The 26,706-nt window shown below is 43.9% G+C and carries 22 protein-coding genes; 13 read left to right on the top strand and 9 right to left on the bottom strand.

Annotated elements, in window-relative coordinates; genetic code table 11:
• Positions 1-100 precede the first annotated feature (100 nt).
• From EGM68_RS22220 to EGM68_RS22205, 4 genes are all read left to right on the top strand, one after another.
• A complete protein-coding gene (locus tag EGM68_RS22220; protein ID WP_129550025.1) occupies positions 101-1,522 on the top strand; it encodes an efflux RND transporter periplasmic adaptor subunit in 1,422 nt (473 codons plus the stop codon).
• Positions 1,519-4,629, top strand: a complete 3,111-nt coding sequence (locus EGM68_RS22215; RefSeq protein WP_129550024.1) for an efflux RND transporter permease subunit — start codon at positions 1,519-1,521, stop codon at positions 4,627-4,629. The genes EGM68_RS22220 and EGM68_RS22215 overlap by 4 nt, the downstream gene beginning before the upstream one ends.
• A gap of 153 nt (positions 4,630-4,782) precedes the next feature.
• Positions 4,783-5,244 (top strand): MarR family winged helix-turn-helix transcriptional regulator, encoded by a 462-nt coding sequence (locus EGM68_RS22210; protein ID WP_013373204.1) that lies wholly within the window; start codon positions 4,783-4,785, stop codon positions 5,242-5,244.
• A complete protein-coding gene (locus EGM68_RS22205; RefSeq protein WP_129550023.1) occupies positions 5,231-6,268 on the top strand; it encodes a threonine aldolase family protein in 1,038 nt (345 codons plus the stop codon). The genes EGM68_RS22210 and EGM68_RS22205 overlap by 14 nt, the downstream gene beginning before the upstream one ends.
• Before the next feature lie 227 nt (positions 6,269-6,495).
• Here EGM68_RS22205 and EGM68_RS22200 read toward each other — a convergent pair whose 3' ends face one another.
• The gene (locus tag EGM68_RS22200; RefSeq protein WP_025674664.1) at positions 6,496-7,335 is read right to left on the bottom strand and encodes a helix-turn-helix transcriptional regulator; all 840 of its coding nucleotides are present in this window, start codon (positions 7,333-7,335) and stop codon (positions 6,496-6,498) included.
• A gap of 187 nt (positions 7,336-7,522) precedes the next feature.
• Between EGM68_RS22200 and EGM68_RS22195 the strand changes: the two genes are divergently transcribed.
• On the top strand, positions 7,523-10,831 hold the full coding sequence (locus EGM68_RS22195) for a pectinesterase family protein (protein WP_129550022.1): 3,309 nt from the start codon (positions 7,523-7,525) through the stop codon (positions 10,829-10,831).
• A gap of 274 nt (positions 10,832-11,105) precedes the next feature.
• On the top strand, positions 11,106-12,323 hold the full coding sequence (locus EGM68_RS22190) for a macrolide family glycosyltransferase (RefSeq protein WP_129550021.1): 1,218 nt from the start codon (positions 11,106-11,108) through the stop codon (positions 12,321-12,323).
• Between the two features lie 147 nt (positions 12,324-12,470).
• Here the strand turns inward: EGM68_RS22190 and EGM68_RS22185 are convergent, their stop codons facing one another.
• From EGM68_RS22185 to EGM68_RS22175, 3 genes are all read right to left on the bottom strand, one after another.
• Positions 12,471-13,697 carry a sugar efflux transporter gene (locus tag EGM68_RS22185; protein ID WP_025674666.1) on the bottom strand — a complete coding sequence of 409 codons (1,227 nt, stop codon included), beginning with the start codon at positions 13,695-13,697 and terminating at the stop codon, positions 12,471-12,473.
• Positions 13,698-13,802: 105 nt separating this feature from the next.
• The gene (locus EGM68_RS22180) at positions 13,803-14,585 is read right to left on the bottom strand and encodes an alpha/beta fold hydrolase (RefSeq protein WP_013373197.1); all 783 of its coding nucleotides are present in this window, start codon (positions 14,583-14,585) and stop codon (positions 13,803-13,805) included.
• A complete protein-coding gene (locus EGM68_RS22175) occupies positions 14,542-15,171 on the bottom strand; it encodes a class I SAM-dependent methyltransferase (RefSeq protein ID WP_080567883.1) in 630 nt (209 codons plus the stop codon). The genes EGM68_RS22180 and EGM68_RS22175 overlap by 44 nt, the downstream gene beginning before the upstream one ends.
• A 173-nt stretch (positions 15,172-15,344) precedes the next feature.
• Between EGM68_RS22175 and EGM68_RS22170 the strand changes: the two genes are divergently transcribed.
• The 3 genes from EGM68_RS22170 to EGM68_RS22160 all read left to right on the top strand — a co-directional run bounded on the left by EGM68_RS22170 (position 15,345) and on the right by EGM68_RS22160 (position 19,730).
• Positions 15,345-16,934: an alkaline phosphatase family protein gene (locus tag EGM68_RS22170; protein ID WP_129550362.1), complete on the top strand. Its 1,590-nt coding sequence runs from the start codon at positions 15,345-15,347 to the stop codon at positions 16,932-16,934.
• A 232-nt stretch (positions 16,935-17,166) separates the two neighbouring features.
• Positions 17,167-18,456 carry an arsenical efflux pump membrane protein ArsB gene (locus tag EGM68_RS22165; RefSeq protein WP_043886059.1) on the top strand — a complete coding sequence of 430 codons (1,290 nt, stop codon included), beginning with the start codon at positions 17,167-17,169 and terminating at the stop codon, positions 18,454-18,456.
• Between the two features lie 98 nt (positions 18,457-18,554).
• Positions 18,555-19,730: an alanyl-tRNA editing protein gene (locus tag EGM68_RS22160; RefSeq protein WP_129550020.1), complete on the top strand. Its 1,176-nt coding sequence runs from the start codon at positions 18,555-18,557 to the stop codon at positions 19,728-19,730.
• Positions 19,731-19,742: 12 nt separating this feature from the next.
• Here EGM68_RS22160 and EGM68_RS22155 read toward each other — a convergent pair whose 3' ends face one another.
• Both EGM68_RS22155 and EGM68_RS22150 read right to left on the bottom strand, forming a co-directional pair.
• On the bottom strand, positions 19,743-20,444 hold the full coding sequence (locus tag EGM68_RS22155) for a YoaK family protein (RefSeq protein WP_040102818.1): 702 nt from the start codon (positions 20,442-20,444) through the stop codon (positions 19,743-19,745).
• A 192-nt stretch (positions 20,445-20,636) separates the two neighbouring features.
• Entirely contained in the window at positions 20,637-21,155 is a 519-nt protein-coding gene (locus EGM68_RS22150; RefSeq protein WP_129550019.1) for a DJ-1/PfpI family protein, read from the bottom strand.
• Between the two features lie 149 nt (positions 21,156-21,304).
• On the opposite strand from EGM68_RS22150, the gene EGM68_RS22145 reads away from it, so the two are divergent.
• Positions 21,305-21,697: a winged helix-turn-helix transcriptional regulator gene (locus tag EGM68_RS22145; protein ID WP_013373187.1), complete on the top strand. Its 393-nt coding sequence runs from the start codon at positions 21,305-21,307 to the stop codon at positions 21,695-21,697.
• Positions 21,698-21,813: 116 nt separating this feature from the next.
• On the opposite strand, the gene EGM68_RS22140 is transcribed toward EGM68_RS22145, so the two are convergent.
• On the bottom strand, positions 21,814-22,149 hold the full coding sequence (locus EGM68_RS22140; RefSeq protein ID WP_013312049.1) for a winged helix-turn-helix transcriptional regulator: 336 nt from the start codon (positions 22,147-22,149) through the stop codon (positions 21,814-21,816).
• 256 nt (positions 22,150-22,405) lie between these two features.
• Here EGM68_RS22140 and EGM68_RS22135 point away from each other — a divergent pair, with 256 nt between their 5' ends.
• From EGM68_RS22135 to ribD, 3 genes are all read left to right on the top strand, one after another.
• The gene (locus tag EGM68_RS22135) at positions 22,406-23,503 is read left to right on the top strand and encodes an FAD-dependent monooxygenase (protein WP_129550018.1); all 1,098 of its coding nucleotides are present in this window, start codon (positions 22,406-22,408) and stop codon (positions 23,501-23,503) included.
• Between the two features lie 83 nt (positions 23,504-23,586).
• The gene (locus EGM68_RS22130; protein ID WP_013373185.1) at positions 23,587-24,351 is read left to right on the top strand and encodes a GTP cyclohydrolase II; all 765 of its coding nucleotides are present in this window, start codon (positions 23,587-23,589) and stop codon (positions 24,349-24,351) included.
• Positions 24,348-25,448, top strand: coding sequence for a bifunctional diaminohydroxyphosphoribosylaminopyrimidine deaminase/5-amino-6-(5-phosphoribosylamino)uracil reductase RibD (ribD, locus tag EGM68_RS22125; RefSeq protein ID WP_129550017.1), 1,101 nt, complete (start codon positions 24,348-24,350; stop codon positions 25,446-25,448). The genes EGM68_RS22130 and ribD overlap by 4 nt, the downstream gene beginning before the upstream one ends.
• Before the next feature lie 382 nt (positions 25,449-25,830).
• On the opposite strand, the gene EGM68_RS22120 is transcribed toward ribD, so the two are convergent.
• Together EGM68_RS22120 and EGM68_RS22115 are read right to left on the bottom strand one after the other, a co-directional pair.
• Positions 25,831-26,121, bottom strand: a complete 291-nt coding sequence (locus EGM68_RS22120) for a hypothetical protein (protein WP_129550016.1) — start codon at positions 26,119-26,121, stop codon at positions 25,831-25,833.
• A 100-nt stretch (positions 26,122-26,221) separates the two neighbouring features.
• Positions 26,222-26,614: a winged helix-turn-helix transcriptional regulator gene (locus EGM68_RS22115; protein WP_129550015.1), complete on the bottom strand. Its 393-nt coding sequence runs from the start codon at positions 26,612-26,614 to the stop codon at positions 26,222-26,224.
• Positions 26,615-26,706: the final 92 nt, after the last annotated feature.

Below are 26,706 nucleotides of genomic sequence, written 5' to 3'. Positions count from 1 at the left end.
GTTTGTTCATTGTTATAACATAAAAAAAGAAATGAAAAAAGTTTACATGACCCACGGGTTGCTGATAGCACCTTTAGAAGAGAGAATCAGGGAGGATGACATGAAGTTGAAGAAAAAAGGAATCAGGATCATGATTACGGGGATTGCATTAGCTATAGTAGCTTCCGGTTGCTCCAGTGCAACGGAGAACTCTGTAACACAAGCAAGTCATCCGGTAAAAGTAGAGAAGCTTGTAATGAAACCTTTGGCCAATGATTTTAATCTGGCGGGAACATTGCAGGCAAGTAATGAAGCTAGTGTTTCCTTTGAAGCGGATGGACGTATATTGAACACTATGGTTGAGGTAGGGGACTCCGTAGAAAAAGGGAGCGTCCTTGCGAAGTTAGATACATCTGCCTACCAGCTGCAGCTGGATCGGGCCAAGGCAACCATGGAAAAGGCAAAAGCCGGTCTTAGCCAAGCGGAGGCTTCTGTTCAATCGGCACAGGCGGGTATTCATAGTTCACAATCCCAGGTCGATGCGGCCCAATCGAAATTGCAGGAATTGAACAATGGCGCCAAAAAGCAGGAAATTGCACAGTCACAAAATGCGGTTACTGCGGCCACCAATGCTTACAATAAGAAAAAAGCGGATGCCGCACGGACGCAAAGTCTGTTCCAGGCAGGTGCAGCATCATTGTCGGAAAATGAGAATGCACAGCTGGAATTAACGAATGCACAAAAAAGTTTAAGTGACGCACAAGAGCAGTTGTCTCTCTTGCTTGCGGGAGCCTCACAGGAACAACGTGCCCAGGCTTCAGCTGGTGTAGAGCAGGCCAGAGCAGGGCTGGAGACCGCTATGGCTACGAAACAGCAAGGGCTAGCCAGTAAAGCTCAGGCGCAGGCTACCTACGAGGATGCATTGGCTGCTTATGAACAGTCATCCTTGTCACTTAAAAAAGCTACTTTAACCTCCCCGATCGCTGGCGTAGTCATTGAAAAAAAAGTAGCCGATGGTCAACTGGGCTCCAGTGGAAGTGAGGCATTCATTGTCGGGAATATCAAGACCTTAAAAGTACTTCTTCCCGTACCGGATAGCGAAATCTTATCATGGAAGAAAAACCAAAAAGTAAATATATCACTCTACAATGAGATTAGAACAGGGACCGTTACTCAGATCTACCCATCAACGAATGCGAAAACGGGCAGTATTAATGTGGAAGTCAGCCTGCCTAACCCTGAACTGGATTGGAAACCTGGACAAGTCATCAGCGCATCTAAAAGTGTGAATCAAGCGGAAGCCCTGTTAGTGCCTGTAGAATCCGTGATTAGCACGGGAAGTGATCCTTATATTTTTAAAGCTGTGAATGGTAAGGCCGTTAAAACCACAATTAAAGTGGGAAAAGTAACGAATAATCAATTCGAAGTTCTCTCCGGACTACAGGCAGGCGATCAAATTGTTACACAAGGAGCAGGAACCTTGTTTAATGGCGATTTAATTGGGAATGATGTGCTTGGGAAATCGGAGGAGTCATCCGAATGATTAAATATATCGTTAAAAAACAGAAAATTACGCTCATTTTCTTTGGTATGTGCATACTGCTAGGGCTCTTTAATTTTACATCGTTGCCCAAACAGGAGCAGCCTGATGTTATTCCTATGTCAGCCAGTGTTACAACCATCTATCCGGGTGCCTCACCTGAAAGAATCGAGCAAACCATTACTAAGGTCATGGAACAGAAAATTAAAGCTGTACAAGGTGTCAAAACGATTTCCTCTACTTCATCGAAAGGCCAATCCAGTATTATCATAGAAGCTTTGAATGATGCGGATCCGACAAAAGTATGGGCTGATCTTCGTACGAAGGTGCAGGATGCACAATCCGAGCTTCCAGACGATGCGATGCAGCCTATAATCAATGATAGCATGACTAGCTCTTTCATTGGTTCATATGCGATCACCTCTGATAAGGTTGAGGATTTATACTCATTAAATGAATTAATGAACAAATGGAAAGATCAATTAAAAACAGTCCCCGGTATTTCGCAGGTTAATATTCAAGGAATACCTGAGCAAGAGGTACGAGTTAGCTTAGACACGCAAAAGATGCAACAATATAACATCTCCTGGGAGCAGGTTGTTCAAGCGATCAAGGATGAGAATGATAGAGTGCCTACAGGAAGTATGGATTTCAATGAGCGTACTTATCAGCTGACGGTGAATGCCTCAACGGATCCATCGATTCTAAATAACGTCCAGATTTCAAGCAATGACGATGGATTTCCGATATCTCTGAAGGATATAGGTACTGCCTCACTTGTTTTTAAAAAAGCAGCTAGTTATACGTATGTGAATACCAAGCCTGCTATTTCGATCAGTGTAAGCGGAGATATAGGAACAGATGTGCCAACGGTATCCAAAGCAACAACAGCCAAAATCAATCAACTTGCGAGCAGTTTGCCGAAGAATGTACATTTTGAGCTGCTTTTTGCACAAAATGATCGAGTGAGTGAAATATTTGGAAACCTGACCAAAGAGATGATTATCGCTATTTTATCGGTCATTGTGATATGTACTTTAGGCTTGAATTTGCTAACTTCTGCATTTGTGGCGTTGGCCATTCCTGTTTCCATCGCCATCGGCTTTATTTTCTTGCCCATGACAGGAACTACGCTGAATCAAATTTCAGTCATCGGACTCATTATCGTGCTAGGGATATTGGTTGATGATGCCGTCGTGGTCAATGACAACATTGAACGCCGACGCTCTGAATTTGGGGAAAATGCTACGGAGGCAGCTATTAAAGGAACCAAAGAGGTATCCTTATCGATCATTACAGCTACGCTAGCTACGGTTGCAGCATTTGCTCCGTTGTTATTTCTGCCGGGTAATATCGGAGACTTTATTAAACCGATCCCTACCGTTATTTCGTTAACGATGCTAGCTTCCATGATTATGTCGTTAACAATTATTCCTATTTTCCGCCAATGGTATGATCAACGCCGTAAAGGGAAACAGAGTAACCAAGCAGTTAAGCCGCCCGGGCTTCTGGGTCATCAAATCCAGTCTCTATCCAATGTGTACTCTAAAAACTGGATGCCAAGAATACTACAACGCCCGCTTTTAACAGCGATGATTGGTCTTATGATTGGTACGGCAGCTTATGGATTACTTGCGGTTGTTCCCATTCAATTATTCCCAGAATCCGATCAGGCGGATGCCACGATCAGCGTAACGATGCCGGAAGGAACATCGTTACAGGCAACCAATCAGGTAATTAACGAGATTGGGATGTGGGTCAAAAAACAACCAGAAACAGAGCGGCTGTCGGCAACGGCAGGTGGAGGAGCGCCTCAGATGTACAGCGATGTTGCAGGCGGTCACGGCTCCGGGGGAGCGGTCAATGGTCAACTTGCTGTCGTTGGAAAAGAGGGGCTATTCGATCTCCAGAAAACAGTGGATAGCTGGACTCATACGTTGCAAGCCAAATATCCATCTGCATTGATCAGCATTCGGGTTCCTCAATTAGGTATCCCGGTCGGCAGTGCGGTGTCTATCCGGATGAAGGGAGAAGACATTGATAAACTGCAAAACATGACAGCTAAAGTCAAAGAAATGGTTGCGGGTACCCCCGGAGCTGTAGACGTGACCGATAATATGGGGATGCAAAGCTATAATCTGAATTTCCAAGTCTACCCACAAGCCTTGGATAAATATCGGGTTAGCTATTCCAATTTGACGCGTACTCTGCTGTTAATGGGTGACGGGGTCAATGTAACGAATTTTGATACAGGTAAGGAATTGCTGGATATAAATATCTACATGAATAAACCAAACGATGATCCTGAGGTATTGTTCCAACAATTAAGTGTAACCAATGCGGCAAAAGAGCAAATTCCATTATCCCAGTTAGTCACGATGAAACCGGACTTTTCCATTCAGCAAATCCACCGCTATGATTTGGAACGGACGGTAACGATTTCAGCCAATGCGAATGGGCGTACAGCTACAGAACTCACTAATGACATCCGTAGCCAACTAACCCATACACAGTTTGAACCAGGCTACACCTGGGAGATGGGAGGAGAAACATCCGCGCAATCTGATATTTTTACAGATTTGGGCAAACTAGCCATTATCGTTGTTTTTCTCATCCTGCTCTTGATCACGATGCAGTTTTACTCCGTCTCCACACCGCTTATTATTATGACCACTGTGTATCTGGCAGCGGCAGGCGGAATTCTTGGAAGCTTTATTTCAGGCATGCCAATTGGATTCATGAGTATTATGGGGATCATTTCACTGGCTGGTATCGTTGTGCGTAACGGTATTGTGTTGATAGAGTTTATTGAAGATGCGCGGCGTGAAGGAGCTGAACTGACAGACGCGATCCTTATGGCATGTTCTGCCCGTTTCCGTCCGATCTTGCTTACTTCGCTAACTGCGATTGTGGGGATGATCCCTATCGCCACCATAGGAGAAATTCTCTTCAAACCGTTGGCAACGACGATTATCTTTGGCCTGATCTTTTCGACCATTTTAACCTTGTTTGTCGTTCCGACGCTGTATATGGTCGTAGCTCATCTGAAGCTGAAGCGGAAGCAGAAGCAGGAAAAGTCTATAAACACCGATAGCTCATTGACCTTGTAGGTAAATACAGAAAACAATATACTTCAATATTTCTTTTAGAATACGGATCGTACATGAGGCGAAGGTCTTCATGTACGATCTTTTTATTTGTTGACATAGTCAACAAATATCATTACTATAATTGTTGCAAAAGTCCACTAAATAGGGGGAGTTATGGTCAATATAGATGCTAATATCATAGCGGATATGAGGCGTTTTAATCGGTTCTATACGAATTTACTTGGTGTTTTAGATAGACATGTGCTGGATAGCGGATATTCCTTTACCGAGGCACGTGTCATTATAGAGATCGGGTTGATCGAGCCATGTATTGCGAATACGCTGGTCGAATCTCTTAAAATTGATCGCAGCTATATGAGCAGGATCATTGCTAAATTTTGCAAAGAGGGCTTTCTTGTTAAGGAAAATTCAACGGTGGATAATAGAACAAATCTAATTCGTCTGACACCTAAAGGAAAAACGTTCTACAACCAATTGAATGAAAGGTCTGATGAGCAAATTCTAAGATTAGTTCAAGGACTTTCAGAAATAGAGATTGAAGAATTACATGCTTCTATGTTGTTAATTCAGAAGAAATTGGATATTTCGGAGAGGATACAGAATGATACGATTTGAATGCGACTATACCGAAGGTGCCCATGAACGTATATTACAGCGACTACTGGAAACGAATGAGGAACAAACGCCAGGCTATGGTATGGACGATCATTGTGAAAAAGCCAGAGCTTATATTAAAAAGGCGTGTGACTCCGAAAATGTGGATGTACACTTTTTGGTTGGAGGTACACAGACCAATACAACGGTCATTTCTTCGATTTTGCGTCCGCATCAAGGTGTGATTGCGGCAACTTCTGGACATATTGCTGTGCATGAGACCGGAGCAATTGAGGCTATTGGACATAAAGTACTGACCTTGCCAAGCGAGGATGGGAAAATCCGGGGTGAGCAGGTAAAGGAACTATACGACGCTCACTGGAGTGATTCTGCACCTGAGCACTGTGTACAACCCGGGATGGTTTATATTTCTCAACCGACCGAGAATGGAACGATCTATAGCCGATCGGAGCTGGAAGTGTTAAGTAAAGTCTGTCGTGAATATGGTTTACCGCTGTTTATAGATGGAGCCCGCTTAGGCTATGGTTTGGTTGCAGAGGATAGCGATGTATCATTAGCAGATATAGCAAAGCTGTGCGATGTGTTTTATATTGGCGGCACTAAAATTGGAGCAATGATGGGAGAAGCCGTCGTTATCCTAAATGATGCTTTGAAAAAAGACTTTAGATATATGATCAAGCAAAAAGGAGGACTGCTGGCTAAGGGCAGAATGCTGGGCATTCAGTTTGAAACGCTGTTTGAGGACGGTTTATACTTTGAGATTTCCAAACACGCCATAGATATGGCCATGTTGCTGCAAAAAGGATTATCCGAGCAAGGATTTTCTTTCCTATATCATTCTACAACCAATCAGCAGTTTCCGATTATATCGGATCGTATATTACAGGCGTTGAGTGAAAAATATACTTACTCCTTTTGGGAAAAGGTTGATGATACACATACTGCTGTTCGATTCTGCACCAGTTGGGCCACAAAGAAAGAAAATATTGAAATGCTGCTTCAGGATATCAAAGCATTACAATAAAGGTCACGGATAAACGATGAGTATCATCTTGAAGAGGTAAAATGAATGATGGAATAGGCCATACCTCGTTGCACACATTGCAGCGAAGTATGGCTTTTTTGTCGTGTAAATTACCTAATCCAGGCGGCTCGTCTTTAGTTCCATGAAAGAGCAAGCAGATATAAAAATGGAAAAACAAGACAAGAGCGAATGTATAAAATTAGCGCCTAATTATTTACACTGAATACCTATCGAACCTGTTTACGGTATTGAAGAGGGGAGAGCCCGGTTATTTTTTTAAAGATTTTATTAAAATGGGAGGCATGACCGAAGCCGACATCCTCCGCAATGCTCTGGATTTTGTCTTTGGTGGTTCGCAGTCTGGTTTGAGCGGCCCTAACCCTCACGACGCGGATGTATTCGCTGAAATGAAAGCCAGTCAATTTTAGAAAGATGCGGCTTAGGTAAGCTGGACTAATAAAAAAGCAGGCGGCCACTTGTTCGAGAGTTAACGGCTCATTGAAATGATCCTGAATAAAAGACGAAATTTCTGTGATTTTCTGATGCATGGGATGAGATGAAATAAGTTCACTACGCTCGGCTGCTTCCGATCGGTGTACCAGGATAAGCATTTCCAGCAGCAAATGCTGTACACAACGGTCATGCAGAGGCTGCTTGTTCCTACATTCGCTATTCATTTGCAGGAACAGTCGTTCAACTTCGACTTGTTCTCTAGCCGGTAAGCGAAGCAACGCGGATTGCTGATACGGCGGTAGATCCAGAATGTCACGATCCTGCAGTGGGAGAAACGTCGGAGAAAAATGAATCAAAATGCGTTCTGTTTCCTCCAATTGCGTGCTGGCGGTAGAGTGCAAGTCATGGGGGAGGATGAATATCAGATCGCCCTTGCGAGCGGTGTATACCTTGCCGTTCATAAAGTAGATGCGTTCGCCCTGCAGCAAAAAATACAGCTCATAGTTCTCATGAACATGAGGTCTGGGCATAACTGTGAAGCCGGTACGGTAGATGTGATGAATGGAGAATTGTTGTTCTCCGATGACATATTTGTCTTCCTTCATTTCATTCATGTGCTTCTTCCTTTGCAAATTAAGATAAGTAAGCGCATTCATATATCCATAGTATATATGACACCTGCCAACGGTAAAAGCAGAAAAGATTGATGAAAGGAGGTGAAAACACTTCTGAACGTCTCGGATCATTCTTTTATAAAAGTATGCGCTGGTGTGAAAGAAAATCTTAGGGAGGAAACAGAATATGAGCAAGCAGCGTACATGGAGAAAGGTGCTATGTAATGTGGTTGTGGGTTCATTGTTGTTGACCTTGTGCCCACCACTGATTCAAGCAGAGACTGCGGTCGGGACAGAGATGGCAAAAGTCGAAAAAATAGCGACGAATATTCCGGCGTTTCCGGGGGCTGAAGGTGGCGGTAAATATGTTACCGGTGGACGCGGAGGTGAAGTTTACGAAGTTACCACGCTGGAGGATTACGGCAAAGGTGAGCAGATGATCCCCGGATCTCTTCGTGCAGCGGTCAGCTCCGATAATCGGACGGTCGTATTCCGGGTGGGCGGAACCATTCATCTTAAGGAGCCACTTAAAATCCTGGGCAACAACCTGACGCTTGCGGGTCAGACAGCTCCTGGCGATGGTATAACTGTAAGCGATTACACGACAGGGATTGATGCAGATAACGTCATTCTCCGTTACCTGCGTTTTCGATTAACCGACCGTTACCCCAGCGAGGATGACGCATTAGGATCCAGATATCATAAAAACATTATGATTGATCACTGTTCCTTTAGCTGGTCTGTGGATGAGGTGCTGAGTCTGTACGATAACGTAAATACGACGGTACAATGGTCCATTGCGTCCGAAAGTATGCTAATGACCACGCACCAAAAAGGTCGCCACGGCTATGGCGGCATATGGGGTGGTCGAAATTCCACCTATCATCATAACTTGTTGGCACACAATGCAAGCCGCAACCCGCGTTTCCCAACCGATAAAAAACAAATCGACGCTGTGGAAATGACCAATAATGTCATTTATAACTGGGGATTTTTCTCTTCATACGGTGGTGGTGAAGGATCGTATAATGTGCTGAATAACTATTATAAGTATGGCCCCAACACATATAAGGACGTTCGCGGTCAAATCTTTGTAGACGTGGGAAGTAAAAAATATAAAACACGCATGTTTATTGGTGGCAACTACATGTACGGCAACGAATCGGTTACTAAGGACAACTGGCAGCTTGGAACATCCATTGGATCGATTATTGACCCTTCCACTCGTTTGGCAGAACCGATTGAAGTCAGAGGGGAATACGACAACGGGATTTCACCGGATGCGTATGGTCCATATCAAGCGACAGATGCACAGACCGCATACACTGAGGTGCTTGCTGGTTCAGGAGCCACGCTGCCAAGAAGAGATGCGGTGGACGCCCGCATTATGAATGATGTGAAGAATGGAACGGGTGCGTTTATCAACTCCCCGCGTGAGGCAGGATGGATTTACGATGATTATAGCGTAACCAACACGGAGCTTACTGACAGTGATCATGATGGCATGCCGGATGAATGGGAACGTGCACATGGGCTGGACCCCAAAAATGCAGACGACCGCAACGGTCAGGAGCTTGCCGGCACAGGCGAGTATGCTCATTTTGCCAAGGGCTATACGAATCTGGAAGTCTATTTAAATGATCTCATTGAGAAGCTGTCCAATGGAAGTGAGGTAGATAATCCGGAGGCCGTCGTTCAGGTGTCGGATGAAGGCGGACGTTCGCTGAAGCATAACGATATTTTGGAAGCCGGACGTGATGCGACCATAACTGTAACGGCCAAGGACCAAGATGGCATTGCCCACGTTGAATTTATCATTGACGGCAAACTTGCTGGAAAAGTAGAGAATGCGCCTTATCAAATCAGTTGGAATCATGTGACGGACGGCACCCATTACATTATTGCACGGGTGACAGACCGCAAGGGAACTGCTACATTTTCCAATCCTGTTACCATCCACGTCAACACGACTGTAGCAACGGGAAGCTGGCTCAGCGAAGAGGTTGGCTCTGAGGGCAACGATGGCTATATCAAAGGGCATACTCAGGTATTAAAAGAAGATGCAAACGGCAGCAGCATACGACTGAAATCGGCGGGAGACATTGACGGTCAGGCTGATCTTTTCCATTATGCTTATCAGAAATGGGAGGGAGACGGTGAAATTACAGCCCGTGTGGAGAAGATTACTCCTGTGGACGATAATGCCGAAGCAGGTGTAATGATCCGTGAATCACTGAAGCCTGGATCAAAAATGGCCTTTATGTCTTTAGCATTTGTTAAATATGGTAAACAGGGGACTCTTATTAGTCGTGATCAAACAGATGGTAAAACCAAGCGCGCGTCAATGGAAACATTTATTACAACGCCATATTCGGTTCGTCTGGTGAGACAAGGGCAAAAGCTGACCGGATGGATATCCGCCGATGGTCTAACAAATTGGGAGAAAGTGGGTGAAGCAGTCGTGGACTTTCCAGAGAATCAACCCTTACTGTTCGGGCTAGCTACCGATGCATCCAAACAACAAAACGATGTATGGAATTACAATACGTCGGAATTCAGCAATGTTAAGGTCCGCAAGCTAACAGACTCAGGAGGAACCTCTCCCACTAGTGTGGTTGTATCGACCTATGGCCCTGCTGACTATACATCTCTCCAGGCAGCTATTGATGCAGTCCCTGACAACAGCAACACAAGGACTATTATCCATCTCAAAAACGGTACCTACCGTGAAAAAATAAAGGTGAATTCCTCCAAAAAAAATCTGAGCATTATCGGAGAAGATCGGGACAAAACGATCATTGCTTTTGATGATACAGCCAAGACCATAGTGGACGGGAAAGAATTAGGAACGAGCAACAGCTATACCATGCGTGTGCAAAGTCCTGATTTTGTGATGGAAAATGTGACGGTCGCCAACACAGAAGGGACCGGGCAGGTGCAGGCTGTAGCGTTATATGCCGAAGGTGATCGTGGCAAGTATCATAATGTCAAAATTACCGGCCTACAGGATACTTTGCTCGTAAACCGTGGCAGACAGTATTTTAAGGACAGCTACATCAGTGGCAGTGTGGATTTTATATTTGGCAATGCACCTGCTGTGTTTGATAATTCGATCATACACAGCCTGCGTGCCGGATACGTAACCGCAGCTTCAACAGAAGAGAACCAGCCAGGTTTTGTATTTACTCAGTGTCGTTTGACAACCGAAGCTGGCTTGACAGGCAAGGTGGATCTTGGGCGACCATGGCGTCCTTACGCTCATGTTACTTTTTTGAAGACCTATATGGATGACCATATCAAGCCGGGTGGTTGGAACAATTGGGGTAAGGAATCCAATGAGCAGACCGCAAGATTTGGAGAGTTCGACAACTTTGGGCCAGGTGCAGGAAGTAGCGGGCGTGTACCTTGGGCCAAACAGCTTACAGCTGACGAAGCAAACCAGTACACTGTTGAAGCTGTTCTGAGCGGGACAGATCATTGGAATTGGCGTCTATAAATTTGATGTTCAATAGATAAGCGGGGGATGCGCTTCAAGCGTTTCCTCCGCTTCTGTCGTGTTTGTGAGCAAACTTGGATGTGGTACATACATAATCTAAAATTGAAACTATTTGTTTTTATGGTAAATATTTTATATATTGAAGAGGAGATGTATTTTTAGACGCATAACAGGTGGTAATAAACTCGAGGCTAATGTACATCTTGTTCGTAATCATCATGAAAAAACCTACAATTATTTTTAGTTGAACATATTATTATGTTGGAGGTGTAGGATGGCACGTGTGTTGGTTATGATCACGCCTGCTGAAGGCCATGTTAATCCGTCCTTAGGATTAGTGAAGCAGCTGGTTGACAGAGGTGAAGAAGTGGATTATGTGTGTTCAGAGGAATTTGGTACGAGAATTCAACAAACGGGAGCAAACCTGATCACCTATCCATTTAGTGCGGATGCATTTATTCACAATCCTGTATTAAAGCCGGCTGAATATAAACATCATTATCAATTCGTGAATATGATCGTTAAAGGTTTGATTCAACCGATTATTCCAAAGGTTATGAAAGAAATTGAAAATAAGGAGTATGATTATTTAATTTATGACTATTTGATGGGTTGGGGAGGCAAAATTATAGCAGAGAGGCTGGGAATACCTGCGGTATGCACGATCTGTTCGTTTGCTTTCGTAGAGCCTCTGGGATCTGATCAAGGCTGGGATGATAATAACATAAAAGTGAGAGAGCTTTATGATGACACCATGAAAGTAGTACATCAATTAGCTGAGGAGTTTCAGGTTTCCGTCCCCGCTATTGATGAACTCGATTCACATTCCCACATCCTAAAGGTCGTGTATACAAGCCGTTATTTTCAACCGCAAGCTGAAAAGCTGGATGATAGTTATATTTTTGCAGGTCCATCTATTGTACCTCGTAAAGATGCACCCTCTTTTCCGTTCGAACAGCTTCGTGCTTTGTATCCGCAGGTTGTTTATATATCATTGGGAACTATTCTTAATAGAGATTTGGAGTTTTACAAGCTTTGCTTTGAAGCATTTCGCGATTTGCCTGTGCAATTTGTACTTTCATCAGGCCAATATGCGGAGATGGAGTTATTGGCAGACAATATCCCGGACAATTTTATGATCAAGCCCTATATTCCGCAGCTGGAAATGCTTCAGCGTGTAGATGCCTTTATTACACATGGGGGAATGAACAGTGCAAGCGAAGCCTTGTATTACAACGTGCCAATGGTTCTGGTTCCCATGACATCGGATCAACCGATCGTGGCCAATCGGGTACAAGAGCTGGGAGCGGGTATTGCTGTGAATAAAAATGAGCTTACAGCCGCTATCTTAAAAGCTGCTTTGGTAGAGGTTTTAAATCAAGCCATCTATAAACAACAGGCGCATGTAATTGGCCAATCACTACGTCAGGCTGGCGGCTATACGTATGCGGCTGATGCAATTATGAGTCGTTTCTCTACTATAAGAAAATAGGATGCGAGAAAAATAGGGTGCGTGTGCGGAGGCTTATTGATGTAACCAATCTGGACCATGCATGGCATGATAGCATAACAAAGCAGCACGTAAACGGACTTCAGGTTCTCGTCCAGATTACGTGCTGCTTTTTGTATTGGTGCTGTCCTATAGACTGTGATTTCTTTCTTGTAGAGCAGCCGAGTTGTGAAACTCTAATTTTTTTGAAATCGCGAGCAGACCAAGGCAACAGAGGATCAGGAATAAGCATACCCAATAGGAGTTTCGATAACCCATCCATTGAGCGAACAATCCGCCCATCAAGCTCCCCGCCAGTCTTCCGATTGTTGTCGCATTGGAATACAGTGTCGAGGCATATCCGGGCAGAGATGGCAATAAATCCTGCATGTAGCTGATACCAATGGCTGATATCACTGCAACAAAGAAGGCTAGAAGAAGCTGTCCCACGAATAGCTGCCACATCTCCGTAGACATAAGGACGAGGAGATAATAGACAACGCCTGTTAGAGCCCCTAAAAATATAAGCAAACGGTTGGAGTATTTGGCCGCTAGTACGCCCAGCATGAGCATCAAGGGTATCTCTAAGATTGCGCAAATACTGGATACTAGGGCAACGTCATTCGTGTCACCTTTTAAATTGTGGATGATGAACAAGGAAATGTTCAAACTATTCATCCAGTGAGACGTATAAAGCAGAGTAAGAACTAGAAAAGGAATCAGAATTTTAATATTTTTATGTAATGTAATGTGATGAAGTGAAAGTTGATCCTTATTTTTAGCTTGAACAGGAGGCTGCTTGATAAAAAAGAATAGAAGAACGGCAATAAGTACAAAAATAGAGGTCGTACCGACAAAAATACCTTTAAAGCCCGTATGTGCAATCAAGAAGGAACCAAAGAGCGGCCCGGTAATAAAGCCAAGAGAAAACATAGAACGAAGCGTTGAATTCGCGAAGGCATGATCCGCAGATTTACTGCGATCTACCGCTTCACGTGCACTGGCAAATAACTGCGGCATCCCAGGGGCGCCAATTGCCGTAAAGACAGTCATATAAATAAAAAGTACATAAAAATTTTGGATTACAAGATATCCAGCAAAGGCTACAGCATTAAATAACGTACAAATCACTAAAATTTGTTTGCGATCTAATCCGGTATCGGAGCGTTTGGCAATAAGGGAGCTTATCCATATACCACAAATCAAAGTTACTGCTGTAAACACACCAAAGGTTCCCACAGATACGCCAAGTGTACTTGTAAAATATACAGCTAAAAAAGGTGCGCTTATAGAAATAGCCATACCTTGCAATAACATACAGATCATAAATAGCGGGTAGTTAGGGATAAAGAAAAGATTTTGAATACGCTTTAGCATTTCATTTTTACACCCCTTTAGATTTAGAAGCAGAACTTACATACCTATCCAACCAAAACTATATATGACTTTAGCATAATTTGTATATTTACATTGTATAAAATATTATAAGTTATTTTCACTAAAGCGATCTATGAACTGCTTGATCAGTTCATTCAATGTTCCAGCGGCCTTCGTAGGGAGGCGGTGATCGGCTTTTTTAATGAAAACAAGCTCACTCTTCGGTAATTGCTGATGCAATATGTTGGCATAAGGATGAAAGTGTTTATCCTCTTCACCATAAACGAGCAGGACAGGAAGATGGATTTCCCCGAGCCGTGAGGTACAGTTATACTTCAAGCTGTAACGATAATATTGTTCGACATTCCCGGGATGGCTCTGCTTCGCATCGTTGAATAACTTACGGAACAAAGATAGCTGTTTCGTTTGTGACCAAGCAATCGAAAGCGCAATCGTACCGACTGCGCCGATTTTGGAAAGAGCAGTGCCCCAAGAAATTTTGTTTCTTAGGCGCCAATCGTTTACTTCCGACATTCCACTAATAACAATGCCTCCCCATGCCCGATCTGGATAAGTCAGGAGGAATTCAAGTACTATCGAGCCACCGGTAGAATATCCACACAAAAATACTTTATCTAAGCTCAACCGATCCATCAAATGCTTAATATCCTGGGCGATGAGAGGGTAAGTAACCGTTTGTTCGGAAGGCTGACTTTTACCGTGTCCTCTGATATCAAAAGCTACAGTTCGAAAATCGGGCGATAGTCCTTGGATTTGGTATGTGAAATTTAAACTTGTGAGTACTGGAGGGTGGATAAATAGGATGGTCATTCCTTCACCGGAATCAATATAGTGCATCGAGTATCCGTTTATGCTTGTAGTAGTCATTGTTATTTTCCCCTCCCATTAAAGATTTTGGTTTTACTGAAAAAAACAACTCGTGATATAAAAAACATTTTCGGAATCGTTTTAAGACCCTACAATCATAATCCTGATCTCTAAACAATTGAATATATTCTTTTTCATTACGAATATACTCTCCGTTGTCGTACCATTTCATAAACCAGTTACATAGCGGTTTTTTCTTGGATAAACATGGTTCCATAATGACAATGGTTCCGTTAGGCTTTAGGATTCTTTGGAATTCCTTCATGTAGCTAGATATTTCATCCGAAGAAATGTGGTGTAATACAGCGATAATAAGTATGTAGTCGAACGACTCATTATCAAATGGTAAATTATTACTATTAAATACTTGAAATGCATGGTGGCTATATAATCGCTTTGCATAATCAATTCGTTGGGCGTCAGGATCAATTCCAACATAATACAACGGGTTAAACATGGAGCAATTTGCCCCAGTACCACAGCCAAAATCCAGTACAGTTTGGCTATCAAAGGAAAAATGGGAATGCACATGATCATGGATATATTTTTTAGTAAACCACTTTGGACGGACAAACCAATGATACAGTCTAGGTGAGAACGGGATGTTAATGGGAGTTCACCAGCTTTCTAATTATTCGAGTCACTAGAAGTAATTTGGCATATTAGATTAAAAAAATTCATTTCGGAATAATTTTTTTTAGTGTAAGCAAAAATAAAAAAATCAAGGGAATTGTGTTTTTCAAAGAAAGGGATACACAAATGGGAATAAAGTATAAAATCACGATTGTACTAGTGCTAAGTTTAAGTTTACTAATCGTCGGTTGCAGGGCGGACTCCAGTCAACAGCTAAATCAACAAAGCATCAAGTCCCATATCCCAGTGAATAATAAGGCCAAACCGGTCATATTCATCATGATTGATTCTTTAATGGATAAGCCTTTGCAGGATGCGATTCAAGAAGGCCGTGCTCCGGCAATGCAATATCTCCTTCATCAAGGGCAATATTTCCCACATGTAGTGAGTTCATTTCCCACGATGTCTGTGACCATCGACAGTACCTTATTAACGGGGACGTATGCAGACCAACATCATGTGCCCGGACTTGTGTGGTACAGCGACTCAAGGAAACGTATGATTTTCTACGGAAATGGTGCCAAGGAAGCCATAAAGATAGACCAACTGCAAGTTTTTTTAGATGCCATTTACCAATTAAACCAAGTTCACCTGAACAAAAAAACGAAAACCATCCATGAGGAATTGGCTGACAAAGGGAAAGAATCCGCGTCCATCAATGCTATTGTTTTTAGAGGAAGAACGAAACATGCCCTCAAAGTGCCTGACTTCATAGCGAATAGCAGTAGAGTACCAGAAAAAATGATAGTCACAGGACCTAAATGGTTATCCTATGCAGCTCTGGCACAATTGAATCCGAAAAATAGCTGGAACACTCCTGTGTGGAAAAAATTTGGGATGAACAACGAATTTTCCGCAAAGGATACCGCTTTTTTAATCAGCCAGAAAAAACTTCCAGATGTAACTATCGCCTACTTCCCAGAGAATGATAATTTGGCGCATAGAAAGGGTCCAACTCAACTAAAGGGAATTGAAAAAGCGGACCAAGCACTGCAAACTGTGTTGAACGCATACGGTTCGTGGGAAGAGGCTGTAAACAGTGCGATATGGATTGTCATGGGCGACAGTGCGCAAAGCGCTGTATATGATGATCGACAGGCAGCGACTGTTGATTTAAGGTCTCTTTTAAGCCATTACCGTATTGCAAAATTAAATCAACCCGTAAGAAGTGATGACCAGATCGTGATTGCCGCTAATGAACGGATGGCCTATATCTATGCAATAAACGATAACGTAGAGTTATCCGATGTGGTGAAGTCTTTACAAAAGGAGAACAAGCTCGACATTATTGCTATGAAAGATGGTACAAACCATATTCATGTTACAAAAGGCAAAAAGGGTAAATTGTTTTCTTATCGTCCCGGTGGAAAGTATATGGATGAATATGGACAATCGTGGACATTATCGGGCGAAGAGGACCTTGTGGATATTACGGTAAATAATAACCGGATCAAATATGGAAAATATCCAGATATTTTGGCGAGGCTACACGGGGCAATGAATTCGCATGAGGGAAGATATGTTGTCGTCACGGTCCAACCGGGATACGAACTCGTCAGCGAAAGTTCCCCTACTCACATCGGAGGGGGAGCCCATGGATCGCTGCACGAAAAAGATTCCCTTGTTCCACTAATTATTTCTGGAACGAATACACGGCCCAAAACTCTGCGAATTGTAGATATAAAAGATTGGATTCTGCAATTGGTGAACAAATAAGGATTGAGCGTTCTTGATATTAAAATTGAGCACTATTAGTATGTAAGCATTAGTTATATAATCGAAAGGGGTCACACCTTGGATCAACTAGGTTTGTAGCCGATTGCATTTTGTGGGCCGGATTCCTCAGCCTGTTCATGCTAAAGACTGTTCCGTTTATCTTTCTCAAGGGATAAACGGTTTTTATATAAGTATATATTTATAAGGTAATGTAATGGAGGTTTTTAGAACATTGATTTTTTTGGCATGCATTATATTCTTAGTCACTTTAGTATTGGTCATCTGGCAGCCTAAACATCTGTCCATTGGGTGGTCTGCGTGCGGCGGTGCCATACTCGCCTTGCTGGTGGGGGTAGTGGATTTGCATGATGTTTGGGAAGTTACTCGAATGGTCTGGAATGCAACACTAGCTTTTGTCGCCATTATACTGATTTCATTAGTCCTTGATAAAATTGGTTTCTTCGAATGGGCAGCACTTCACATGGCACGGCTAGCCCGTGGAAGCGGAACCCGGATGTTTGTCTATGTGAGCCTGCTGGGTGCCGTAGTTGCTGCCTTTTTTGCCAATGACGGCGCGGCTTTAATTTTGACACCAATTGTACTGGCGATGGTTCGGGCACTGAAATTGGATGAGAAAATGGTATTTCCTTTTATCATAGCGAGCGGATTTATTGCAGATACGACATCGCTTCCGCTTGTAGTCAGCAACCTCGTTAATATTGTGTCAGCCGATTTCTTTGGAATCAGTTTTATGGAATATGCGAGTCGTATGATTGTACCAAATCTGTTTTCCTTAGCAGCTAGTATCGTGGTACTGTATCTCTTTTTTCGCAAAAAAATTCCTAAAACGTTTGATGCGACACAGTTAATCACGCCTGCAAATGCGATAAAAGATCCAAAGATGTTCCGTATGTCCTGGGTCGTTCTCACAATATTGTTGGTTGGCTACTTTGCATGCGAATTTTTTGACATTCCCGTCTCGGTGGTGGCTGGTATCATTGCCATCCTTTTCTTGCTGATGGCTAGAAGAAGCCCTGTGGTACCCATGAAAGAAGTCATCAAGGGAGCTCCATGGGCCATCGTATTTTTCTCTATCGGGATGTATGTGGTGGTGTATGGTCTGCGTAATGCCGGTTTGACGGATCTGCTGTCCCATGTGATTCAAGCGGCTGCTGATCAAGGTATGTTTGTAGCCACCATGGCCATGGGTTTTATTGCGGCGATTATCTCGTCGAGTATGAATAACTTGCCCACGGTCATGATTGATGCACTTGCCATTAATGCCACTCATGCAACCAGTATGGTCAAAGAGGCACTGATTTATGCTAACGTCATTGGGTCGGATCTTGGACCAAAAATAACTCCAATCGGTTCATTAGCCACATTGTTGTGGCTACATGTACTTCGTTCCAAAAACGTAAAAATTTCTTGGGGCACTTATTTCAAAACAGGCATCGTCTTAACTATTCCTACACTTTTTATTACCCTGCTGGGCTTATACCTATGGTTAATCATTTCATAATGAGCTATTCACTACATTGATATTTAGAATGATGTGCTTGATAATAAGTGATTATCGGACGAGACAAGACAAAGATACCCAAAAGTGAGGGACCTGAAATGGCGACAAAATTATATTACACCGCTCCAAATTTGACGGAGTGGGACACTCATATTACACAGAGCATGGAAAGAGACGGGGCATTTTTTGTTATGCTTGAGGAAACGGCCTTTTATCCGCATGGCGGAGGTCAGCCGTGTGATACAGGAACGATTCAGGGCATCCGTGTATTAGATGTTGTTCTGGAGGATGGGGACATTTGGCATCAGGTAGAACGTTTGCCGAACGAGGGAAAAGTGGCCTGCCAATTGGATTGGGAGCGCAGATTTGATCATATGCAGCAGCATAGCGGACAGCATTTGCTGTCAGCGGTTTGCCTGGAGCTGTTGGGTGCGCGTACAGAAAGCTTTCATTTGGGACAAGAGTACGCCACAATCGATGTCAACTGTTCGGAAGTAACATCTGCGCAGCTATCGGCAATCGAACAGGAAGTAAATCAGCAAATCTATAATAACCGCAGCATAAAAAGCTATTTTGTAACCCATGAGCAATTGAAGGACATTCCGCTTGTGAAAATGCCTAAAGTGACGGAAAATATTCGGATTGTTGAGATCGAAGGCATTGAATATAATGCTTGCGGTGGTACACATGTGGCTCAGACCGGGGAAATTGGAATGATTAAATGCTTGAAATGGGAAAAGCAAAAAGGGATGGCGAGAATCCATTTCAAATGTGGTGCTCGCGCACTCCACGACTTTAATGATAGTGTTCGGATTTTGGACGTGTTATCTGCGAAGTTCAATACTGGGCGAAAGGATATTTTGACTCGATTCGAAAAGTGGGAGCAGGAGCATAAGCAGCTCAAGGCGCAAGTAGAGCTCCTACAAGAGGAAAATGCATCGTACCAGGCGAAAGAGTTGCTGTCTGCTGTACAAGGGCATGTTCTTGCTCATGTGTTTGAACAAAAATCCATTCAGGAGATGCAGCAATTGGCTGCCAAGTTGACCGCTGAGCATGATTTGCTTGTTTTATTTGCCACAACGGCCGAAAATAAAATCATTCTGGCACATAACGGTACCCAATCTGTTAGCTGCGGAGCGTATTTAAAGGAAAATCTGGGCGCGTTTCAGGGCAAGGGGGGCGGTAGCAACCAGTCTGCTCAGGCAGCATTTTCGTCCCGCGAGAACCTCTTGAATTTCTTTGAAACGGCCCAGCGGCAGTTCATTCAGGGCTAATGTAATGGAGGATTAGTGACGAAGCGGCAGCTTCCACTTTTCCTCTTCTGTAAATAAAATGAAAGAAAAAATAAGTGCAACAACAGCGCCCCAAATGGCTTTATCCCCAATCGTCAAAGTCAGAAATCCCCCCAGCAAAGCTCCTAGCAAGAAGGCTGCCAGGATGACACCATAGCGCATCGCTCGAATGGCAGCGTTCGTGTCCTTGGTCGTTATGGCGACATACATAGCCTCTGTAGCTGATCGGAGATTACCGGTGCTGACCGTGGAGGTGTACGGCACATCAATGAGCTTGCGGAAGGAAGTCATTTGTACGGAAGCGACGAACGAGACGATCACCACCACTACCGTATTGGGAACTCCTTGCGGAATCAGTCCCACGATGAAAAAAATTGCGATTTCCAGTAAAAGAATAGCGCGGGTCCAGTCCGGAGTTAAACGGTGGGTTGATTTTCGTTTAATCCCTTCAGCAACAAAAACGCCCAGTGAAAAGGCGATCAGGGGCGGGATATAGGATAACGCCTGAATCCAGTGCCCCTGAATGACCTTGACAGCCAGCAGCACGATATTGCCTGTCTGTGCGTTGGCGAAAACACCGCCTCTTCCAACAAAGGTATATGTGTCCAAAAAGCCCCCTACTAATGATAGTAAGGCGCCCAGTCGCAACGATTCGGACGTTACCTGATGTAAATGGATTTTGCCTTTCATAAACACGGCATATAAGCCTCCTATGCTAAACGTCGATTCTTTAAAGCTAACACGAAAATCCAGGACCATACAATTAAATTAATCACTTAAGCATGAAAATGACACAAAGAAGCCACATCAGGTCCCATACAATAGAAAGGACGTGATGCGGCTTGTTGGAGTGCTGTTTAAAGTGCCATCTGAACTTCGAGAATGTGCTTATTGCAGAGCTTGAACGAGGGCTCTACCAAACTCCTGAGCTCCATCTGGGCCATCGGCTGTAATAATATCGCTATGCGCAACGACATGCTGAGCGACATATTCGGCTTGATGCGCTTGGAGTTGATCCTTTTGTACATCCACTGGATAGCATGTAGCTGTTCTGCCAGAGAGCAGTCCGGTTTGAGCCACGGCCACAGAGCCTGCACAGATGCCGCCCACTAAAGTCTTTTGCTTATGAGCTTGTTTCAGCAGAGCTTGGAGATCTGCATTATTCCACAGATGATCATTCGTTCCTGATCCGCCGATTACAGATACCAGATCATAGTCAGCCAGTACAGCGTCTGTAAAAACAAGATCAGCCGTCGCTTTACCATTGTAGTCACCCACGATTTCGCCTGTTTTTGTACTGGCTAGTGTCACGGTAACACCTGCTTGCTCTAGCGCTTCCTTTGGTTTAAACAATTCATCCTCATTAAAGCGCTCTGGGGGTATAATAAAAAGAGCCTTTTTACTCATACTCTATTCCTCCTTGAATGTGTAACGTTATTTACTATTGTAGGGTGGCTTCGTCAGGCTGTGAAGAATGCACTTTCAAGTACGGAGGTTACCTGCAGGTTACTATTAATGTGCAAGATCATGATGATTTAGAAGGAGTTAATTGATATATGTCTGATACGCTGAGAGACGAAATACGGGAGAAAATTGTAAACGGAGACTACAACTGCGAAAAGGAACTAACGCTATCTGTGCTAAGCGGGAAATGGAAGGTCGTTATTTTATGGCATTTGGGTGTGGAAGGGCCGCACCGGTTCAGTGACCTGCAAAGGTTGTTTCCGAAGCTGTCGCATAAAGTGCTGACCAACCAACTGCGGGAGTTGATGGAGGACGGTATTGTGCACCGGGAAGTGTATCCCGAAGTGCCCCCAAAGGTGGAGTATTCGATGACTGCGCTGGGGATGACGATTTTACCGATTGTGGAAATGATGTATGAGTGGGGGAAAAAACGGGTGCAATCGATCCGTGAGGAAATGCAACGCAGCAGTGAGGGAAACGTTTAAATTCTGAATGCGATCTAAGAAGGACCTTTAACGCTCCGTCATATGAAAAATAGAACGCCTTGCACGATAAGTACGAATTGTACCTAGGGCAAAGGCGTTCTTTGCTTCAATATGAATCATTGCTGTTCAAGTGCTGGTAGAACCTCAATCCAGCGTGTAGCCCAAGTACCGATATGGTCAAATAAAGGAGCTAAATCGCGTCCCTTATCCGTAAGGGAGTATTCAATCCGTACAGGCTTCTCAGGATAAACCATACGTTGTATGATTCCTTCTTCCTCCAGCTCTTTCAAACGGTCCGAAAGGACCTTTCCACTTAAATTAGGAATTGAATTCTCAATAGCGACGAAACGTTGCGGACCATTCGTTAGTTGAAATACGATCAACACCGTCCAACGCTTGCTCAGTAGCTCCATAGCCTTTTCAAACCGTGGGCACATCTGCGGAATGTTCATGTGATCACCTCATGCTCCTATTATTAACGATTCACTGTTAAAAGTAAATGATTTTACTTTACATAAATTTATTACTTGACGAAATGGTGTGATATAAATATACTTTGTTACATAAAGTAACTTGTTAGCTTTGCTACGGAGCTTAAGATATTAATACTTAAAATTTGAACATAATTTGATATTATTAATGACGTAATTAAATGAACAGATACGAACTAATCGTTGAGGTTATGGTTTGGGCGCAGGGGGAAGTCGGATGAAGCTGGAATGTGAAGTGTGCGTAGTTGGAGGGGGGCCCGCAGGGACTTTGTTATCCTGTCTACTGGCGGAGCAGGGTGTTTCGACGATATTGATTGAGCGGCAGAGCGTGCCCGGAAAGGCTTTCCGCGGTGAAATTTTAAACGATGAGGGTCAGGAAGTGATCCAAAAGCATAAGCTGCTCGAACAAATTCATGAGGATCATATTCTCGCCTCCACAAGAATCGAATATTGGCAGCATCAGCAGCAGATCAAAACGGTCGAGCCAGCTTCAATCCATGGTAATGTGGGAGTGCATATTCCACAACCTCGATTTTTAGAGGCGCTGCTCAAACAGGCGTCCACCTACGAGTCCTTCCGTTGCCTAGCAGGTACAACTGTGACTGCGTTGGAAGGTGACAGCGAGCAGGGATACACGGGCTTGACCGCCTGCGATAAGAACGGTCATGAGATTACGATTCACAGTTCTTTGATTGTGGGGGCAGACGGACGCTATTCGACTGTACGCAAGCTGGCGCAGATGCCTGTGACGAACATTCGCCACGGCTATGATCTGCTATGGGCTAAAATCGCGGCACCTGCCGGGTGGGAGCCCGTCACTCGTCTGGCACTGGTCAACGGAGGCCAGTTGGCTTTATTTTCACAGGCTGAGGGCTATATTCAAATTGGCTGGAATGTGGAGGAGGGCAGTTTTCTCACCCTGTTTAAGCAATCTTTTGAACCATTTATACAATTGTTTACGGAGGCTTTTCCGGATTTGAAGCATAGTGTGCATGATCACATTCGTTCATGGAAGGACTTCGTACCGTTGGATATTTTCAGCAGCCGCAGTGACACATGGGCACAGAACGGACTGGTCCTGATTGGAGATGCGGCGCATACCATGACACCCACGGGAGCTTTTGGCTTGAACGCCGCTTTGAAGGATGCCGATGTGCTGGCCAGTGAGCTTCTTCGTTTACGCCAGCAGATATATACCGCAGAAGATCTAAAGGCTTTCGCAGACGGACGACGGCAGGCTGTCACCGAGCTTCAGGAGCGTCAACTGACCATGGAATCCACGTTTCATGAACATTTCTTACACATAGTTCAATGATGTAACACCCTGACAACAACGATTAGCCTGAGAAATACAGGACATTTCATATATAAAGTTTATATAAAGGATGGTGCAGAGAGATGAACCAAAAAGATGTAGCTACGCTACTTAACGATAAAATTCAAACTATTCGTGGAAAGCAATCTTCGACGATTTTGGTAGGACCGATCAAGCTGCCAGTTAATTTGGAAGGGGAAACGATTGTTTTTCAATGGTATTGCTGGTTGCCTGTACGGGATGAGGAAGATCGTCAGGACTTACTGAATGCCAATGCTGAGACGATTGTGAAGCGATTGTCCACACTGAATTTGGCGGAGGGACAACAATCAAGTGTATTGGTGTACGGTGACCTTGAGCAGTCAGATAATGCATTAGTTCGCATGCATAGTATTTGCCATACTGGAGATATTTTTGGTAGCAAGCGCTGTGACTGCGGATTTCAACTCCACCAGTCGATGAAAATGATTGTGGAACATGGAACAGGTGCATTGTTCTATCTAGCAAATCATGAAGGTCGCGGGATCGGTTTGTTTAGTAAAGCCATGGCTTATATTCTGCAAGAAGAAGGCATGGATACCGTCGAAGCCAACCATCAGTTGGGTTTTGAAGATGATACACGCAATTATGCGGATGCCATTAGTGTGCTTCAGCACTTGAGACAAAAACCAGTAACTCTGATTACAAATAACCCTAAAAAGCTGGATGCCTTGAAGAAGTCAGGTATGAATGTGGCGGGGCGTATGCCGCTCTGGGGCGATGTGTCGCAATATAATGAACGGTATTTGAATACAAAAGTAGAACGATCCGGCCATTTGCGGGATTCCGATCTCAGGGAGGTTCTATGAACGCTCACGAAAAATATATGCGTCTGGCACTGGAAAATGCCAGAAGTGCCAAAGGGCAAACAGAGCCGAATCCGCTCGTTGGATCAGTCATTGTCAATAATGGCCGTATCGTTGGAATCGGCGCTCATTTGAAGCCTGGCGAGCCCCATGCCGAGATTCATGCATTGCGTATGGCAGGGGAACATGCTCAGGGAGCGACGATCTATGTAACGCTGGAGCCATGTTCCCATCACGGCCGGACAGGCCCGTGCGCGGAAGCGATTGTAAAGGCTGGCATTCGTCGGGTGGTGATTGCAGCACTGGACCCGAACCCGCTGGTTTCCGGCAGAGGGGTACAGATTTTGAAAGATGCAGGCATTGAGGTCATTGTCGGAGTATGTGAGCAGGAATCCATCCGTATGAATGAAGTGTTCAATCAGTATATCGTGAACAAGCGTCCTTTTATTACGATCAAATCGGCAGTAACGCTGGACGGTAAAATTGCAACGCGAACCTCTGAAAGCAAGTGGATCACATCTGAGGCTGCACGGGAGGATGTGCATCGTCTTCGTCACGAGCATGTAGGCATCCTGGTCGGTGTACAGACCGTGATTCATGATAATCCTCAGCTTACGACTCGTCTACCAGAAGGACGGAATCCGATTCGTATCATTCTGGATAGTAAGCTTCGTATTCCATTGGATGCTCGTGTTATTACAGATGGAGAGGCGCCTACCTGGATATTCACAGGGCGGACTTACGATGAAGGCAAGCGAAGCCAGCTGGAACAGCTTGGTGTGAAGGTATATCCGACACAGGATGAATATAGTGATCGGGTCAACCTACCGCAAATGCTGGACATTCTGGGAGCGGCAGAGGTGTCATCGGTATTCGTGGAAGGCGGGGCCGAGGTGAACGCTTCGATCGTGCAGCAAGGATTGGCAGACAAGCTGGTGTTGTATATAGCGCCGAAGCTGGTTGGAGGGCGCTCCGCCCCGGGCTTTCTCGGGGGAGAGGGCGTGTCTGCGATGAGCGACGCGGTGGCATTGCAGGACTTGAGCGTGACGCAGGTTGGCGTGGACTGGAAAATAGAAGGGTATTTTGAGCGAGGAAAATGAGTCAATTGAGGGGGAAGAAGGCTCCGCGAAGGGGTTGATCTTCCGATCGCTGTTGCCGTGGGATTCATCGGATTGTATAAGATATTTAAAGGTAAGAATCCCACTGCAAAGGCGAACGCTACCGCTTCTCCAGATTCAACCTCTCCGCTCCGCAACTTCCCACCGTAAAGTCACTCAGTTTCGAATACTTAAAGAACAGAGGATCTGAAGGGCTAAAAGGCCTGGAGAACTCTTTTTTTATATACTAAATCATGCCTGTTGAATAACTAAAATAAGTAACTTATTTAATGAAATATTGTCGCGAAGCTGAATGACAAATGATTGTCCATGACATTGCTCATCTGAGCCATCTTTTAGCTATACTCTATTGTTTCAAAATGATCTAAGCTACGGAATAAATTTTAACATCAGGATCAGCACTCCATAATGGCTTCAGACCGACAAACACATCGTTTTTGAACATTTCACTATCAAGATAGGCTCTTGCATTTTCCACACTATCGAAGCCATGCAGTACCTGAACGTCTTCATCGCGGATAAGCAAGTCTTTTGATACAGCCCCCTTAATCTCATTAAGGAATGGGCTACGATAGTCAGCATAAACCTTTGCTGCTGCTGGACGGTTGTTGTTGTCAATCACCATTGTGATTTCAAGATAAGCTTTTACACTCATTTTTTATACCTCCAATATATTATTAGATGGATATCTTCCACGAGTGCAGCATATCAAAGGTTAATTAGCTAGGTAAATATATTATTAAATTTATGAGTCACTAATAAAAATCAGAGTTTAAGCTGTCGCAGCTTTTACAGGGTGTCAATTTTTTATCCAATTCACCTTTTGTCTGTTGCTGAGACCAACGACAGATACTTTGTAAAGTTGGAATAACAGATTTCCCTTTTTCAGTTAGTGCATATTCTACTTTTGGCGGGATTTCATTGTACTGCTTACGACTAATAAGCTCATCAGCTAGCAACTCTTTTAGCATAGCGGCCAGTACAGCATCGGTAATATTGCCGAGTTCTTTTCTAATTTCATTGTAGCGCATTACACTCGTGGACGATAAAACGCAAATTATTCTTGATTTCCACCTTCCACCAAATTTTTCTAACCCATATTCAATTGGACACATTGTTTCTCTTTTGATTTTTGGTTCATATTTCATGTAATAATCACCAGTCCACTATATATTTTTATAGTGACTATAACAATTAAGAAGTGCTTGAGTCAATTGTACATTCAGTAGTTTAAGGCGTT

Origin of the sequence: Paenibacillus sp. M-152 (genome assembly GCF_003856555.1) — a bacterium.
In the GTDB taxonomy this organism is placed as follows: domain Bacteria; phylum Bacillota; class Bacilli; order Paenibacillales; family Paenibacillaceae; genus Paenibacillus; species Paenibacillus polymyxa_C.
The sequence above is the reverse complement of the archived record's forward strand: the minus strand, read 5'-3'. Positions and strand labels throughout refer to the sequence as shown.